Here is a 14663-nt window from a genome sequence, read left to right on the forward strand (position 1 = left end):
GGAGGGCGCAGGCCGGTCTTAGCCTATCACAAACAGCGGTTGGCCGAACTCGACCGGTTGGCCGTTCTCGACCAGGATCTGGGTGATCGTGCCGGACTTGTCGGCGTCGATTTCATTCAGCAGCTTCATCGCTTCGATGATGCACAGGGTGTCGCCTTCCTTGACGGTGGCGCCCACTTCCACATAAGCAGGGGAGCCCGGGGCCGACGAACGGTAGAAGGTGCCGACCATCGGCGATTTGACGATGTGGCCGACAGGCTCGGCGGCAACGGCCGGTACCGGCGCTGCTGCGGCGGCCGGCGCTGCGGCTGGGGCCGGAGCGGCATGGTACTGGTGCATGCCTTGCGGCTGCATCATCACCATCTGGTTTTGCGGCATGGCGGACGACTTGACGATGCGTACTTTGCTCTCGCCTTCGGTCACTTCGAGCTCGGCGATATCCGATTCCGCGACCAAATCAATCAAGGTCTTCAGCTTGCGTAGATCCATGTAACCCCCAGGAATGTCTTGTTATGTAAGTGTGAGCGGTAGCGCCTTTTGGGCGGAACCGTGCGGAATTGCGCGCAGATCGCGTAGATTAACGGTTTTTAAGTACGAAGTCGATGGCAAACCGATATCCTTCGATACCCAGCCCGCAAATAGTACCTATGGCGATCGCGCTTAGAAATGAGTGGTGGCGAAACGACTCGCGCTGGTAAATATTCGAAATATGCACTTCAACAAACGGTATCGCCACCCCCGCCAGGGCGTCGCGCAAGGCCACGCTGGTGTGGGTCAGGCCGCCCGGGTTGATGACGATGGCGTCCACGCCTTCCGTTCTGGCGGCATGGATGCGGTCGATCAGTGCCCCTTCGTGGTTGCTCTGAAAGCAGGACAAGCTCGCGCCCGCCGCCTGGACTTGTGCCTGGGCAGCGCGTTCGATGTCGGCCAAAGTGCTAGCGCCGTAGACCTCGGGCTCGCGGGTTCCCAGCAAATTCAGGTTGGGACCGTTGAGCAGTAGGAGGTTTTTTGCCATGGGTTCAAGACCGTTTTCCGCGAAAGTTCCGCATTTTGCCGCCAACTGCCGGCATTGGCAAGAGAAAAAAACTTATGAAACTGATTACAGAGTTGCGAGGTCCTTGCGCAATTCGTCGAACTTCAGGCGGCCCAGATAGGTCTTCTTGACCTGGCCGTCGGCGCCGATCAGCACCGTGTAGGGCAGGCCGCCGGCGCTGTTGCCGAACTGGCGCGACAGGTCGGTGCCGGCCATGCCGGCCACGAAGACCGGGTAGGTGATCTTGAACTTGTCGCTAAATTCGGCGATATTTGTTGGCGAATCGATACCAATTCCGATAACTTGCAGCTTCTTACCCTCATCTCCGGCGGCCAGCGCCGACAGCTCCGGCATCTCCTGCACGCACGGGCCGCACCACGGCGCCCAGAAATTGACCAGCAATGGCTTGCCCTTATATTGGGCCAGCGCGGTGGCGGCGCCCTTGGCGTCCGGCAGCGTCTGTTTATACAGGTCGTCGACGGGGCCGGTGACGCCCGGTGCTACGGTGGTGCTTATAGGTGGTGCAGCCTCCTGCTTATGTAAGCCGACATAGGCGCCGGAGGCGGCGAATGCCAAAGCGACAACAACGTAGGCGGCAAGGTGTTTTTGGTTCATGGCGTGGATGGTTCGGATGGGGGTGGGTGGACACTGTTAACTAATAGGGCGCGCACGGTGGCGATATCGGCGCGCATCAGCTTGCCGTCGCCGCGCGTCTTGACGGCGCCGCGCAAATCGTCCAGCTCATACAGGGCGGCGTGCACGCCTTCCTTGTGCCACATGAAGCTGACGGTCTCGACCGAGCCGTGGCGCGGTCCCTTGAAGTGCGGCGTCTCGGAGATGTCGATTTGCAAATTGCGGTTCAGCAGGAAGATTTCCACCTCCTTGGCGCTGTCGGCAAACAGCTGCAGGTGGATATCGTCGTGCGGGCCGGCCGTGCCGTTCAGGACGGCGCCGGTCAGGTAGGGATGGAACGCGGCCAGGCCTTCCATGATGTCGACCGCCAGCGTGCGCAGCCGGAACAGGCGCGCGGGCTGGGTGTCGGCATGGAACAGCGACTGGTAGATCCGCACTTCCGCCTCGATCTGCGCGTTGTCGGGTAGCAGGTTCAGCGGCGGCTGGGTGTCGCCGAGGATTTGCTTGGCGGCCTTGCGCTTGGCCGAATTGTAGTCCTGGCCGTCCTGGACGATCAGGCGTGCGGCGGCGGCGGCGATCTCCGCGCGCAGCAGCAGAACTTCTTCGATAACATTCGGCGTCATGGACGAGATAATACTCTGAACCGGGAAAAGGGCGGCGGGTCGGGTAAAATCCCGTATTCATTCGTCGTCTTAATTACTATGCATATTCATATCCTCGGTATTTGCGGCACCTTCATGGGCGGCCTGGCGGTCCTGGCAAAAGCAGCGGGCCACCGCGTCACCGGCTGCGACGCCAACGTTTATCCACCGATGAGCACCCAGCTGGAAGCCCAGGGCATAGAACTGATACAGGGCTACGGCCCGGAGCAGGTGCAGCTCAACCCCGACCTGTACGTGATCGGCAACGTGGTTTCGCGCGGCAATCCGCTGATCGAGGAGATCATGAACCGCGGCCTGCCGTATGTCTCCGGCCCGCAGTGGATCGGCGACCACATATTAAAAGACAAATGGGTGCTGGCCGTCGCCGGCACGCACGGCAAGACCACCACCTCGGCCATGCTGACCTGGATCCTGGAAGACGCCGGCTACGCGCCGGGCTTCCTGATCGGCGGCGTGCCGATGAACTTCGGCGTGTCGGCCCGCATGCAAGGCGACAACGATTCCATCTTCTTCGTCATCGAGGCCGACGAGTACGACACCGCGTTCTTCGACAAGCGCAGCAAGTTCGTGCACTACCACGCCAAGACCGCGATCATGAACAACCTGGAATACGATCACGCCGACATCTTCCCCGATCTGGGCGCCATCGAAACCCAATTCCACCACCTGGCGCGCACGGTGCCGGGCATCGGCCGGATCGTCTACAACGCCGACGAGCCGGCGCTGCAGCGTGTGCTCAAGCGCGGCTGCTGGAGCGAGAAGGAAAGCTTCGGCCGCGCCGGCGACGCCGATTGGACCATGAACGAATACGATGACGGCAGTTTCGATGTCATCTTCGGCGGCGAAGTGGCCGGCCACGTCGAGTGGAGTCTGACCGGCAAGCACAACCGCGCCAACGCGCTGGCCGCGATCGCCGCCGCCCGCCACGTCGGCGTGCCGGTGGCGCAGGCGGCCAAGTCGCTGGCCACGTTTGAAAACGTCAAGCGGCGCATGGAAGTGCGCGGCGTGGTAAACAATATTACCGTGTATGACGATTTCGCCCACCACCCGACCGCCATCGCCACCACCGTCGGCGGCCTGCGCCAGAAGGTCGGCAAGCAAACCCGCATCCTGGCCGTGCTGGAGCCGCGCTCCAACACCATGAAGCTGGGCGCGATGAAGGATGCGCTGCCGGGCAGCCTGGTCGACGCCGACCTGGTCTTCGGTTTCGGCAGCCAGCAGGCGCTGGGCTGGAGCCTGGGCGACGCCTTGGCACCGCTGGGCGAAGTCGCCACCGCCTACGACAACATCGACGTGCTGGTCGCCGCCATCGTCAAGGCGGCCATGCCGGGCGACCAGATCATCGTCATGAGCAACGGCGGCTTCGGCGGCGTGCACGACAAAATCCTGGAAGCGCTGGCTTGATGATTCTCTATCTGCACGGATTCCGCTCCTCGCCAAAGTCGATGAAGGCGCGCGTGATGGGCGAGCGCATGGCGGCGCTGGGCCTGTCGGAGCAGTTCATCTGCCCGCAGCTGCCGGCCTCGCCGAAACTGGCGATGGAACTGGCGCTCTCCTTAATAGAAGGCATCCCGGCCCACGATTTAACCGTCGTCGGCTCCTCGCTGGGCGGCTATTACGCCACCTGGCTGGCCGAGCGCATCGGCTGCCGCGCCGTGTTGCTGAACCCGGCCATCGTGCCGCTCAAGGACCTGGACCAGCACGTCGGCGTCACCACCCAGTACCATTCCGACGAACCGTTCGAGTTCAAGCAGGAATATATAGAAGAGCTGCGCGCGCTGGCCGTCAATCCGGTCACGCGCCAGCAACGCTACTTCCTGATCGCCGCCACCGGCGACGAAGTGCTGGACTATCGCGACATGGTGGCGCACTATGCGGGCGCGCGCCAGCACGTGATCGAGGGCAGCGACCATGGCATTTCCGAGTTCCCCGACTATCTGGACGAAGTACTGGAATTTTGCGGCATCGAGGCGGCGCAGTGACGGTACGTACGCCGTCGCTGCGGCAAACGCAATGGCAGCCGCACGTGCTGGCGCTGAACGCGCCGCAGCAATACCGCCGGTGGCTGACGGCCGGCGGCTCGCTGACCGCCAAGCTGAAGGCCCACAGCCGGGATTTCCGCGTGCAGTGCCTGCATCAAACCACCGCGCGCTGCCTGAGCGACGAGGCGGCGGCCATCGGCATGCATCGCCCCGGCCGCGTTTGGGAGAGGGAAGTGCTGCTGCGGTGTGATAATACGCCTGTGGTGTTCGCCCACACGGTGGTGCCGATGTCGGCCACGGCCGCGGATTGGCCCTTGTTCAGCGCGCTGGGCGAGCGCTCGCTGGGATCGACCTTGTTCGGCGACCCGCAGGTACGGCGCGGCGTGTTGGAATTTGCAAGATTGCGCGCAGGGCATCCCTTGGCACAGCGCGCACGCACTGCCCTCGGGCTCGACAGCCCGGAAGAACTCATACTCTATGCGCGGCGCTGTCTATATAGGCGCCGTCAAGGTACCCTGCTGGTGACGGAAGTGTTTTTGCCTTCCGTACTGGAATTGAAACAAATAACAACGAACAGAAGCTAGCAATGAATCTATTTTTCGAAGAATCCGGCGATTTCAAGGTCGGCACCATGATGTCGCAAGCCGGCGAGGCCTACCAGGTTGAGATGGCCAGCGGCAAGCGCACCAAGGTCAAGATCAAGGACGTGCTGCTGCAGTACGAGAAGCCGTCGCCGACGGATTTGATGGAACAGGCCAAGGCCGTGGCCGCCGACATCGACCTCGAATTCCTGTGGGAAGTCGCGGGCGAGGAGGAGTTCGGCTTTGCCGAGCTGGGCGCCGAATACTTCGGCCACGCGCCGTTGCCGGCCGAGGCCGCCGGCCTGATCCTGAGCCTGCATTCGGCGCCGATCTACTTCTATAAAAAAGGCCGTGGCCGCTACAAGGCCGCGCCCGAGCAATCGCTGCGCGCCGCGCAGGCCGGCATCGAGAAGAAGAAACAGCAGGCGCTGGTCCAGGCCGAATATGTCGAGGAGCTGAAGGCCAACAAGCTGCCGGCCTCGATGCAGAACATGGTCATGCAGCTGTTGTTCAAGCCGGACAAGAACTCCATCGAATACAAGGCGCTGGAAGCGGCGTGCAATGAGCTGCACACCAACCCGCAGCGCCTGATGCTGGCGGCCGGCGGCGTGGCGTCGCCGAAGGCGCTGCACATGGCCAAGTTCCTGTTCGAGAACTTCCCGCGCGGCGCCGGTTTCCCGGATGTCGCCGTGCCGGTGCCGCCGACCAATCTGCCGCTGGCCGACGTGCAGGCGTTCTCGATCGACGACGTCACCACCACCGAGATCGACGACGCCTTCTCCGTGACCAAGCTTGCCGACGGCAACGTCAAGATCGGCATCCACATCGCCGCGCCCGGCCTGGGCATCAAGCCGGACGACGCGGTCGACAAGATGGCGCGCGCGCGCATGTCCACCGTCTACATGCCCGGCGACAAAATCACCATGCTGCCGGACGCCATCGTCGAAGCGTTCACCTTGGCCGAGGGCAAGACCTGCCCGGCGCTGTCGCTGTACGCCACGCTGAACCCGGCCGACTGGTCGGTGCTGGCCACCGAGACCCGCGCCGAGATGGTGCCGATCGCCAGCAACCTGCGCCACAACGACCTGGACGACCTGGTCAACGAGGAAACCCTGGCCAGCGGCGAGGGCGAGTACAAGCACAAGGAAGAGCTGGGCCTGATCTGGAAATGGGCGCAGGTGCTGGAGGCGGCGCGCATGGTCAAGCGCGAAGGCTTCGGCCTCAAGCCGGAACAGAACAACCGCGTGGACTTCAACTTCTACGTGGAAAACGACGTGGTCACCGTCAGCCGCCGCAAGCGCGGCGCGCCGCTGGACAAGATCGTCGCCGAACTGATGATCTTCGCCAACAGCACCTGGGGCAAGCTGATGCATGACCACGGCGTGCCGGGCATCTATCGCAGCCAGGGCCAGGGCGTCGGCGGCTGGGCCGCCAAGATGCAGGTGCGCATGGTCACCCATGCGGCGCCGCACCAGGGCCTGGGCGTGGACCAGTACGCGTGGAGCACGTCGCCGCTGCGCCGCTATACCGACCTGGTCAACCAGTGGCAGATCCTGGCCTGCGCCGAGCATGGCGTGACGGCGCCGCTGGTCGCGCACTTCAAGCCCAAGGACGCCGAACTGTTCGCGATCGTGTCGCAGTTCGACGCGGCCTACGCGGCCTATGGCGACCACCAGGCCAACATGGAGCGCTACTGGTGCCTGCGCTGGCTGGGTCAGGAAGATGCGCGCCAGGTCGAGGCGGTGGTGCTCAAGGACGAGGTGTTGCGCCTGGTTGACATTCCGCTGATCATCCGCCTGCCGGGCATGCCGCAGGTGGCGCGCGGCGCCCAGGTCAAGCTGGACATCCTGCGCTGGGACGAGGTCGACCTGACCATCGAAGCGCGCATCCTGGAAATCCCGGCCGCCGAAACGGTGGCCGCCGATGCCGAGCTGGACTACGAGGACGAGGAAGTCCCGGAAGACGCGGTCGATGCGCCGGAAGTGGCGGTCGAGGCCGCCGCCGAGGAGCCCGCTGCGGAATAAAACCCGCAGCCCCGCGCTCGCTTTGACGTAAAATCACAGCGCTATCTTTCTTAACCCGGCCTCGCGTGAAGTCTTTTCAAGAAAATCGGTTCCTGTACCTCGCCACCGGCATCTCGCTGCTGGCCCACGGCGCGTTGCTTGCGGTGCATTTTGTCGCCCCCAAGCCCACGCCCGTGCAACCGACCGATCCGGGGCTGGAAGTGATACTGGTCAACGCCAAGCACAGCAAGGCGCCCTTGAAAGCCGAGGCGCTGGCCCAGGCCAACCTGGACGGCGGCGGCAATGTCGACCAGGGCCGCTCCAAGTCGCCGCTGCCGGACATGCGCAAGATGGAAACCGGCGACAGCATCAAGGCCGCCAAGCGCCGCATCGCCGAGCTGGAAGAGCAGCAAAAGAACCTGCTGACGCAGGCGGCCAGGCAGACGCCGTTCACCGCGCCGCCGGTCACGGAAAAGAGCAAGCCCGATCCGTTGCCGACCGGCGCCGACCTGCTGGACGCCAGCAAGGCCATCGCCCGCCGCGCCGCCGAGATCAGCGAGACCATCGAAGACCAGAACAAGCGGCCGAAGAAAACCTTCATCACGCCGAGCACGCGCGGCGTGGGTTACGCGATGTACTACAAGACCATCCAGAAGAAGATCGAGGACACCGGGACCTTGAACTTCCCCAACGTCAACGGTCGCAAGCTGTACGGGCAACTGGTGCTGTCGATCCCGGTGTTCCAGGACGGCACGATTTATGAGCGGGACGGCGGCATCAAGGTCGACCGCAGTTCCGGCAACCAGGCGCTGGACGAGGCGGCGATGAACATCGTGCGCCGTTCCGCACCGTTCGGCAAGTTCCCGCCGAACATGCTGTCGACCGACAAGGACGATCTGTGGGTGATCGTCACCACCTTCAAATTCACCCGCGAAGACAAACTACAAGCCGACTTAAGCGGCGGAGGACGTTGATGGACCGCTACTGCGTATTCGGCAATCCGATTGCCCACAGCAAATCACCCGAGATCCATGCGGCCTTCGCGGCGCAGACCGGGCAAGACATCAGTTACGAAAAGCGCCTGGCACCGGTGGACGGCTTCGCCGCCGCCGTGCAAGCCTTCATTGCCGAGGGCGGCCTCGGGGCCAACGTCACCGTGCCGTTCAAGCTGGACGCGGTCAAGGTGGCGCAGGCGCTGACCATCCGCGCGCGCGCGGCCGGCGCCGTCAACACGCTGCACTTCACCGCGGACGGCATCGTTGGCGACAACACCGACGGCGCCGGGCTGGTGACGGACATCGTCAGCAACGCCGGCGTGACGATTACCGGCAAGCGCGTGCTGCTGCTGGGCGCGGGCGGCGCGGCGCGCGGCGTGGTGCTGCCGATACTGGAACACCGTCCGGCGCAACTGGTCATCGCCAACCGCACGGTGGCAACCGCCGAAGCGCTGGTCGAACAGTTTGCCGCGCTGGGCGGCGAGGGCGTGGTATCGGCCTGCGGTTTCAGCGCGCTGGAAGGCGCGTTCGACATCGTCATCAACGCCACCTCGGCCAGCCTGAGCGCCGAGCTGCCGCCGATATCGCCATCGATCTTCGGCCCCGGTTCGCTTGCCCTGGACATGATGTACGGAGCCTCCCCCACGGTATTCTTGCAGTTCGCGGACCGGCACGGCGCACAGTTGAAGCTGCGCGACGGCCTGGGCATGCTGGTCGAGCAGGCCGCCGAGGCGTTCAGCCTGTGGCGCGGCGTGCGGCCGGACACGGCGGAAGTACTGCAAGCGTTGCGGGCCAAGCTGTGAGCGCGGCCAAGGCGGGCAAGTGGCGCTGGGTGAAGTGGATCTTCATCGTGCCGGTGCTGCTGGTCGCGGTGGTGCAGCTGTATTTCTTCCTGCAGATCTGGTGGTGGGTTGACCACAACCCGTCGATGACCAGCTTCATGCGCGAACAGCAGTCGGCGCTGCGCGAGAAAAACCCGAACGCGAACATCCAGCAGATGTGGGTGCCGTACAACCGCATCTCGAACAACCTCAAGCGCGCCATCATCGCTTCCGAGGACGCCAACTTCTCCGAGCACGAAGGCGTGGACTGGGACGCGCTGCAAAAGGCCTACGAGAAGAACAACAAGAAGCACAAGGTGGTGTCGGGCGGATCGACCATCACCCAGCAGCTGGCCAAGAACCTGTTCCTGTCCGGTTCGCGCAGCTATGTGCGCAAGGGCCAGGAGCTGATCATCACCTACATGCTGGAAACCTTGATGGACAAGGAACGCATCTTCGAGATCTACCTGAACGTGGTCGAGTTCGGCACCGGCACGTTCGGCGCCGAGGCGGCGGCGCGGCATTACTACGGCGTCAGCGCGGCCAACCTGGGCGCGGCCCAGGCCGCCAAGCTGGCGGTGATGCTGCCCAATCCGCGCTTTTTCGACAAGCACCGCGACTCGGGCTACCTGGCACGACGCACCGGCGTAATCCTGCGCCGCATGGGATCGGCGGAATTACCTTAGGAGGCAGCTATGTTGAGCAAGCAGCGGGGACTCGGATTGATCCAGGTGGCCATCGTCATGGCGACGCTGGCGGCGATTGCGATGGCGTTTCTGATGTCGGCCCGCCACGAGCGCAACTTTTTCACCGAAGGACTGGCCAAGCTGGCCGGCAAGCCGGTGCCGGCCGCAGGCGCATCGGCATCATCGGCGGCCGCGGCGGCCGCGGCGGCCGTGCCGGTGGTGCCGGCCGGCGTGCTGCGCAAGTGCGTCATCAACGGCAAGACCGTGCTGTCGGACGTCGAATGCAAGGACGGCCAGGTGGTCAAGGCCATCGACACCCGGGGCATCGAAGCGCCCAAAGTCCCCAAGCCGGACCCTGCCGACAGCGCCCCGCAGTCGGCCACCGACAAAATGATAGAAAAAGCCACCCGCTAGGGTGAAAAACCGCATGGCAGGCTGGCCTCGGCAGGGGCTTTGCGGGTACACTTGCGCTGTTTCCAGAAGGCTTGCGTACCCATGATTAATGTTTTCGTTCTCCAGAATGGCCGGCTCAACCAGGTGCCCATCGACAGTCGCGAAGACCTGGAACAGGTCGAGCCGGTCTGGGTCGACCTGACCGACCCGACGGATGACGAACGCGCATGGGTCAAGGCCATCTACGGCGTCACCCTGCCTGGCGAGGACGAAGTCAAGGACATCGAAGCGTCGGCCCGCTACTATGAGGCGGAAAACGGCGACCTGCACCTGCGCACCGACTTCCTGCTGGAAGAAGAGGACGGCCCGTCGCGCATCGTCACGGTGGCCTTCATCCTGGCGCGCAAGATGCTGTTCTCGGTGCATACCGACGACCTGCCGGTGTTCCGCCTGGTGCGCATGCGCGCCCGCTCGCGTCCCGGCTCGATCGCCGACTACATGGACGTGCTGCTGGACCTGTACGCGACCGACGCCGAGTATTCGGCCGACGCGCTCGAAGGCATCTACCAGAACCTGGAAGAGGTCAGCGGCCGCGTGCTGCAGGAAGAATTCACCGACCAGGACGCGGCCGCCGCGCTGAACGCCATCGCCCACGAGGAAGACTTGAACGGCCGCATCCGCCGCAACATGATGGACACGCGGCGCGCGGTCAGCTTCCTGATGCGCGGCCGGCTGCTCAATTCGGAACAGTTCGAGGAAGCCCGGCAGATCCTGCGCGACATCGAGTCGCTGGACGGCCACACCTCCTTCCTGTTCGACAAGATCAACTTCCTGATGGACGCCACGGTCGGCTTCATCAACATCAACCAGAACAAGATCATCAAGATCTTCTCGGTGGCCAGCGTCGCCTTCCTGCCGCCGACCCTGATCGCCTCGATCTACGGCATGAACTTCAAGTGGCTGCCGGAGCTGGAATGGCAGCTCGGCTATCCGTTCGCCATCGTGCTGATGATCACCAGCGCGATCGCCCCGTTCTGGTACTTCCGCCGCCGCGGCTGGTTGAAGTAGTCACACCGGCTGCGGGCTGAATTCCAGCGACAAGGTGCTGTAGTAGGGCGCGCTGTTCCATTGCTGGTGCAGCGCCAGCGCGCGGTCGTACAGCGCGGCCTTGATGTCGACGCCGAAGCGCTTGAAGTCGAACGGCTGCTTGTCGCGCGCCGTGCAGGCGCTGGCGGCGCCGGCCAGGAAGGCTTGCTCGTCGAACGCGCCCGACCACAACTGGGCCTGCAAGCCCTCGACGATGGCTTCCGCCTGCACCGCCTCGGTCTCGACCTCCTTGTTGGCCCGGTCGTGCACCGCCACCATGACGAACTGCGCATCGGCGCCGCGCGCCAGCAGGCTGAGGAAGCCATGCCGCAGCGGCAGCGCGGACTCCACCACGTAGTGCACCAGGTCATGCGGCAGGATGCCCTGGCGCGGCATCACCGCCTCGGTCACGCTGCCGTTGTTGCGCACGAAGCGCAGCACATCGTATTTGTCGGTTCTGGAACGTTTTTCGGCGATCAGTTTCATATTGCTGCAACATGGCTAAATCAATCACATTATTATGCGCTTGTTAACCCCGCTGAATAGTCACCAACTTTCACGACCGTAATATATTTAAGGCCATATTCCTTTAGAATGGCGGCCTGTGTCACCATCCGGTCACCCGCCTCTCATATACTGGCCGGATTTTCCTTCCCGTCTCCACGCGACGCCCGTTGCCAGAGAAAGTACAAAGCAATGACAAAAAAACGGCAATTTTTCCCCCGCCAGGTGGTGGAGGCCGGCGGTAACCGCTGGGACTGGGCGCTGCTGCCCATCGTGCTGGCGGTGTTCGTCCTGATGGCGTACGGCAGCCAGCAAATGGCGCGCCCCTATGAACTGGGGCAGGCGCTGCCGCTGTCGCTCGATCCGAGCTATCTGCCGTACTACCTGCTGCGCACCACGCTGCGCATGTTCATCGCGCTGGGCGCGTCGGTGGTGTTCAGCTGCGTGTTCGCCGCGCTGACCACCAAGTACCGCGTCGCGGAAAAAGTGCTGGTGCCGCTGCTCGACATCTTGCAGTCGATCCCGATCCTGGGCTTCCTGTCGATCACCGTCACGGCCTTCATCGCGCTCTTCCCCGGCAACCTGCTGGGCGTCGAATGCGCGGCCATCTTCGCCATCTTCACCTCGCAGGCGTGGAACATGGCGTTTTCCGCCTACCAGGGCTTCCGCACCGTGCCGGCCGAATTGTCGGAAGCGGCGCGGGTGTTCCAGCTGTCGGGCTGGCAGCGCTTCTGGCGCCTGGAACTGCCGTTCGCCATGCCCGGCCTGCTGTGGAACATGATGATGTCGATGTCCGGCGGCTGGTTCTTCGTCGTGGCGTCGGAGGCGATCTCGGTCTCCAACCAGAACATCAAGCTGCCCGGCATCGGCTCGTACATCGCGCTGGCGATCGAGCAAAGCAACCTGGGCGCGATCGGCTGGGCCATCGCCGCCATGTTGATCGGCGTGCTGCTGTACGACCAGCTGTTCTTCCGTCCCTTGCTGGCCTGGGCCGACAAGTTCCGCTTCGAGGAAACCGGCGGCGACGCCGGCCAGCAATCGTGGCTGCTGACCTGGCTGCGCCGCACCGAGCGCACGCAGGCGCTGGTCGAATGGTTCGGCAATATGCTATCGCGCTCCATCGCGCTGTTCCGCCTCGGCCATGACGGCACCTCGATCCGCGCCCGCCGCGACCAGGCATCGGTGGTGCCGCAGCGCGTCTGGGACGCGGTGATCGCCGCCGTCGTGTTCTACGCCCTATGGAGCCTGGTGCACTTCATCAGCACCGAAGTGGGCTGGAGCGAAGTGGGCCACGTGATCACGCTCGGCCTGTACACGATGATACGGGTGGTGCTGCTGCTGGCGCTGGCCGCGCTGGTATGGGTGCCGATCGGCGTCTGGATCGGCATGAATCCGCGCTGGGCCTCGCGCACGCAGGCGGTGGCGCAGTTCCTGGCCGCCTTCCCGGCCAACCTGGTGTTCCCGGTGGCGGTGATCCTGATCGTGCGCTACCACCTGAATCCGGACATCTGGCTGTCGCCGCTGATGATCCTCGGCACCCAGTGGTATTTGCTGTTCAACGTCATCGCCGGCGCCTCGACCATACCGACCGAGCTGCGTCACGCCGCCAAGAACTTCGGCCTGACCGGATGGCTGAAATGGCGCCGCTACCTGCTGCCGGCCATCTTCCCCAGCTTCGTCACGGGCGCGATCACCGCGTCCGGCGGTTCGTGGAACGCGGCCATCGTCGCGGAATTCGTCAGCTGGGGCCCGACCACGCTGAAGGCGCACGGCATCGGCAGCTACATCCAGGAGATGACCGTGGCCGGCGACTTCCCCCGCATCGCGCTGGGCATCGGCGTGATGTGCATCTTCGTCATGGGCTTCAACCACTTTGTCTGGCGCCGTTTGTACACCCTGGCCGAAAGCCGGCTGCATTTCTAGGAACAGAATCATGAGCACTCCTATCGTCGAATTGAAATCGGTCGGCAAGCACTTCCGCGGCGCCGACGGCTCCGCGCGCTCGGTGCTGGAAGGCGTGGACTTCACGCTGAACGAAGGCGAGATCGTCGCGCTGCTGGGCCAGTCCGGCTCCGGCAAGTCGACCATGCTGCGCATCATGGCGGGGCTGATCCAGGCCGACGCCGGCCAGGTGCTCTATCGCGGCATGCCCCTGTACGGCACGGCGCGCGGCATCCGCATGGTGTTCCAGTCGTTCGCGCTGTTCCCGTGGCTGACGGTGCAGAAGAACGTCGAGCTGGGGCTGGAAGCGCAGGGCATGCCGGCCGAGGAGCGCGCGCGCCGCGCGGAAAAAGTGATCGAGTTGATCGGCCTGTCCGGCTTCGAAGGCGCGTTGCCGCGCGAGCTGTCCGGCGGCATGCGCCAGCGGGTCGGCATCGCCCGCGCGCTGGTGATGGAGCCGGAAGTGCTGTTGATGGACGAGGCGTTTTCCGCGCTGGACGTGCTGACCGGCGAGCGCCTGCGCGAAGAGATCCTGGAGCTGTGGCAGTCGGGCCAGATCCCGACCAAGGCCATCCTGGTGGTGTCGCACAACATCGAGGAAGCGGTGATGATGGCCGACCGCGTGCTGATCTTCGCCAGCGATCCGGGCCGCGTGCGCGCCGAGCTGCCGATTTCGCTGCCGCAGCCGCGCAAGGCCGAAGGCGCCGAAGTGCGCCATCTGATCGACAAGGTGTACGAGCTGATGACGGCCGGCGCCGGCAAGCGGGGGCTGATCAGCGAGAAGGAAGTCAAGCTGCAGCTGGGCGACCGCCTGCCGCAGGCCGACATCGCGCACATGGAGGGGATATTGGAATTGCTGGCCGAGGAGCCGTTCTCCGGCCGCGCCGACCTGCCGCAGCTGGCCGAAGAGACCGAGCTGACCGACGCCGAGCTGCTGGAAGTCTTGAACGCGCTGATTTTGCTGGGCTTTGCCTACCTGACCAACGGCGACATCCTGCTGACGGAGCTGGGCGGCCGCTACGTCGCGGCGACCAACACCGAGCGCCAGGAAGTGTTCGGCAAGCAGCTGCTGGAGCACGTGCCGCTGATCGCCTACATCTGCCACGGCCTGGAGCAGGACAAGTCCGGCGATTTGCCGGAAGACCTGTTCCTGAAGCTGCTGCGCTTCACGCTGAGCGAAGAAGAAGCCGAACGCGCGCTGCGCATGGCGATCGAATGGGGCCGCTACGGCGACCTGTTCGAATACAACTTCAACACCGGCGTGATCCAGCTGGCCGAAGAAGACGAGGAAGACGAAGTTTAAAAAAAAGCGGGGTCAGTTCCGGCAACCTGCCACGCGTGGC

The 14663-nt window shown here is 64.0% G+C and carries 16 protein-coding genes; 11 read left to right on the forward strand and 5 right to left on the reverse strand.

The features are described from left to right. Nucleotides 1-18 precede the first annotated feature (18 nt). The 4 genes from accB to ACCD07_RS25140 form a co-directional block, all read right to left on the reverse strand. Nucleotides 19-489, reverse strand: coding sequence for an acetyl-CoA carboxylase biotin carboxyl carrier protein (accB, locus tag ACCD07_RS25125; RefSeq protein ID WP_176652471.1), 471 nt, complete (start codon nt 487-489; stop codon nt 19-21). A gap of 88 nt (nt 490-577) precedes the next feature. Then, entirely contained in the window at nt 578-1015 is a 438-nt protein-coding gene (gene aroQ, locus ACCD07_RS25130; RefSeq protein ID WP_413448903.1) for a type II 3-dehydroquinate dehydratase, read from the reverse strand. A gap of 84 nt (nt 1016-1099) precedes the next feature. After that, entirely contained in the window at nt 1100-1648 is a 549-nt protein-coding gene (locus tag ACCD07_RS25135; RefSeq protein WP_413448904.1) for a TlpA family protein disulfide reductase, read from the reverse strand. Further along, nucleotides 1645-2289, reverse strand: a complete 645-nt coding sequence (locus ACCD07_RS25140; RefSeq protein ID WP_413448905.1) for a hypothetical protein — start codon at nt 2287-2289, stop codon at nt 1645-1647. The genes ACCD07_RS25135 and ACCD07_RS25140 overlap by 4 nt, the downstream gene beginning before the upstream one ends. A gap of 78 nt (nt 2290-2367) precedes the next feature. On the opposite strand from ACCD07_RS25140, the gene mpl reads away from it, so the two are divergent. The 9 genes from mpl to corA all read left to right on the forward strand — a co-directional run bounded on the left by mpl (nt 2368) and on the right by corA (nt 10857). Beyond that, entirely contained in the window at nt 2368-3732 is a 1365-nt protein-coding gene (gene mpl / locus ACCD07_RS25145) for a UDP-N-acetylmuramate:L-alanyl-gamma-D-glutamyl-meso-diaminopimelate ligase (protein ID WP_413448906.1), read from the forward strand. After that, nucleotides 3732-4310 (forward strand): YqiA/YcfP family alpha/beta fold hydrolase, encoded by a 579-nt coding sequence (locus ACCD07_RS25150; RefSeq protein ID WP_176652869.1) that lies wholly within the window; start codon nt 3732-3734, stop codon nt 4308-4310. The genes mpl and ACCD07_RS25150 overlap by 1 nt, the downstream gene beginning before the upstream one ends. Then, nucleotides 4307-4894, forward strand: coding sequence for a chorismate--pyruvate lyase family protein (locus ACCD07_RS25155; protein WP_353400916.1), 588 nt, complete (start codon nt 4307-4309; stop codon nt 4892-4894). Before ACCD07_RS25150 ends, ACCD07_RS25155 begins: the two co-directional genes overlap by 4 nt. 2 nt (nt 4895-4896) lie before the next feature. Then, entirely contained in the window at nt 4897-6915 is a 2019-nt protein-coding gene (locus tag ACCD07_RS25160) for a ribonuclease catalytic domain-containing protein (RefSeq protein ID WP_353400914.1), read from the forward strand. 65 nt (nt 6916-6980) lie between these two features. Further along, nucleotides 6981-7868: a TonB family protein gene (locus tag ACCD07_RS25165; RefSeq protein ID WP_176652477.1), complete on the forward strand. Its 888-nt coding sequence runs from the start codon at nt 6981-6983 to the stop codon at nt 7866-7868. Beyond that, nucleotides 7868-8692 (forward strand): shikimate dehydrogenase, encoded by an 825-nt coding sequence (gene aroE / locus ACCD07_RS25170; protein WP_176652478.1) that lies wholly within the window; start codon nt 7868-7870, stop codon nt 8690-8692. Before ACCD07_RS25165 ends, aroE begins: the two co-directional genes overlap by 1 nt. Next, nucleotides 8689-9396 (forward strand): monofunctional biosynthetic peptidoglycan transglycosylase, encoded by a 708-nt coding sequence (mtgA, locus tag ACCD07_RS25175; RefSeq protein WP_176652479.1) that lies wholly within the window; start codon nt 8689-8691, stop codon nt 9394-9396. Before aroE ends, mtgA begins: the two co-directional genes overlap by 4 nt. 9 nt (nt 9397-9405) lie before the next feature. Beyond that, a complete protein-coding gene (locus ACCD07_RS25180; protein ID WP_413448907.1) occupies nt 9406-9810 on the forward strand; it encodes a DUF4124 domain-containing protein in 405 nt (134 codons plus the stop codon). Between the two features lie 81 nt (nt 9811-9891). After that, the gene (gene corA / locus ACCD07_RS25185) at nt 9892-10857 is read left to right on the forward strand and encodes a magnesium/cobalt transporter CorA (protein WP_008452071.1); all 966 of its coding nucleotides are present in this window, start codon (nt 9892-9894) and stop codon (nt 10855-10857) included. Here corA and ACCD07_RS25190 read toward each other — a convergent pair whose 3' ends face one another. Continuing rightward, nucleotides 10858-11361 (reverse strand): hypothetical protein, encoded by a 504-nt coding sequence (locus ACCD07_RS25190; RefSeq protein ID WP_413448908.1) that lies wholly within the window; start codon nt 11359-11361, stop codon nt 10858-10860. It abuts the gene before it with no gap. A 210-nt stretch (nt 11362-11571) separates the two neighbouring features. Here ACCD07_RS25190 and ACCD07_RS25195 point away from each other — a divergent pair, with 210 nt between their 5' ends. Next, nucleotides 11572-13302 carry an ABC transporter permease gene (locus tag ACCD07_RS25195; protein WP_176652483.1) on the forward strand — a complete coding sequence of 577 codons (1731 nt, stop codon included), beginning with the start codon at nt 11572-11574 and terminating at the stop codon, nt 13300-13302. A 10-nt stretch (nt 13303-13312) separates the two neighbouring features. After that, on the forward strand, nt 13313-14623 hold the full coding sequence (locus ACCD07_RS25200) for a nitrate/sulfonate/bicarbonate ABC transporter ATP-binding protein (RefSeq protein WP_176652484.1): 1311 nt from the start codon (nt 13313-13315) through the stop codon (nt 14621-14623). The last annotated feature ends 40 nt before the right edge of the window (nt 14624-14663 follow it).

The organism is Duganella sp. Dugasp56 (genome assembly GCF_047304105.1).
Classification (GTDB): Bacteria; Pseudomonadota; Gammaproteobacteria; order Burkholderiales; family Burkholderiaceae_D; genus Rugamonas; species Rugamonas hordei.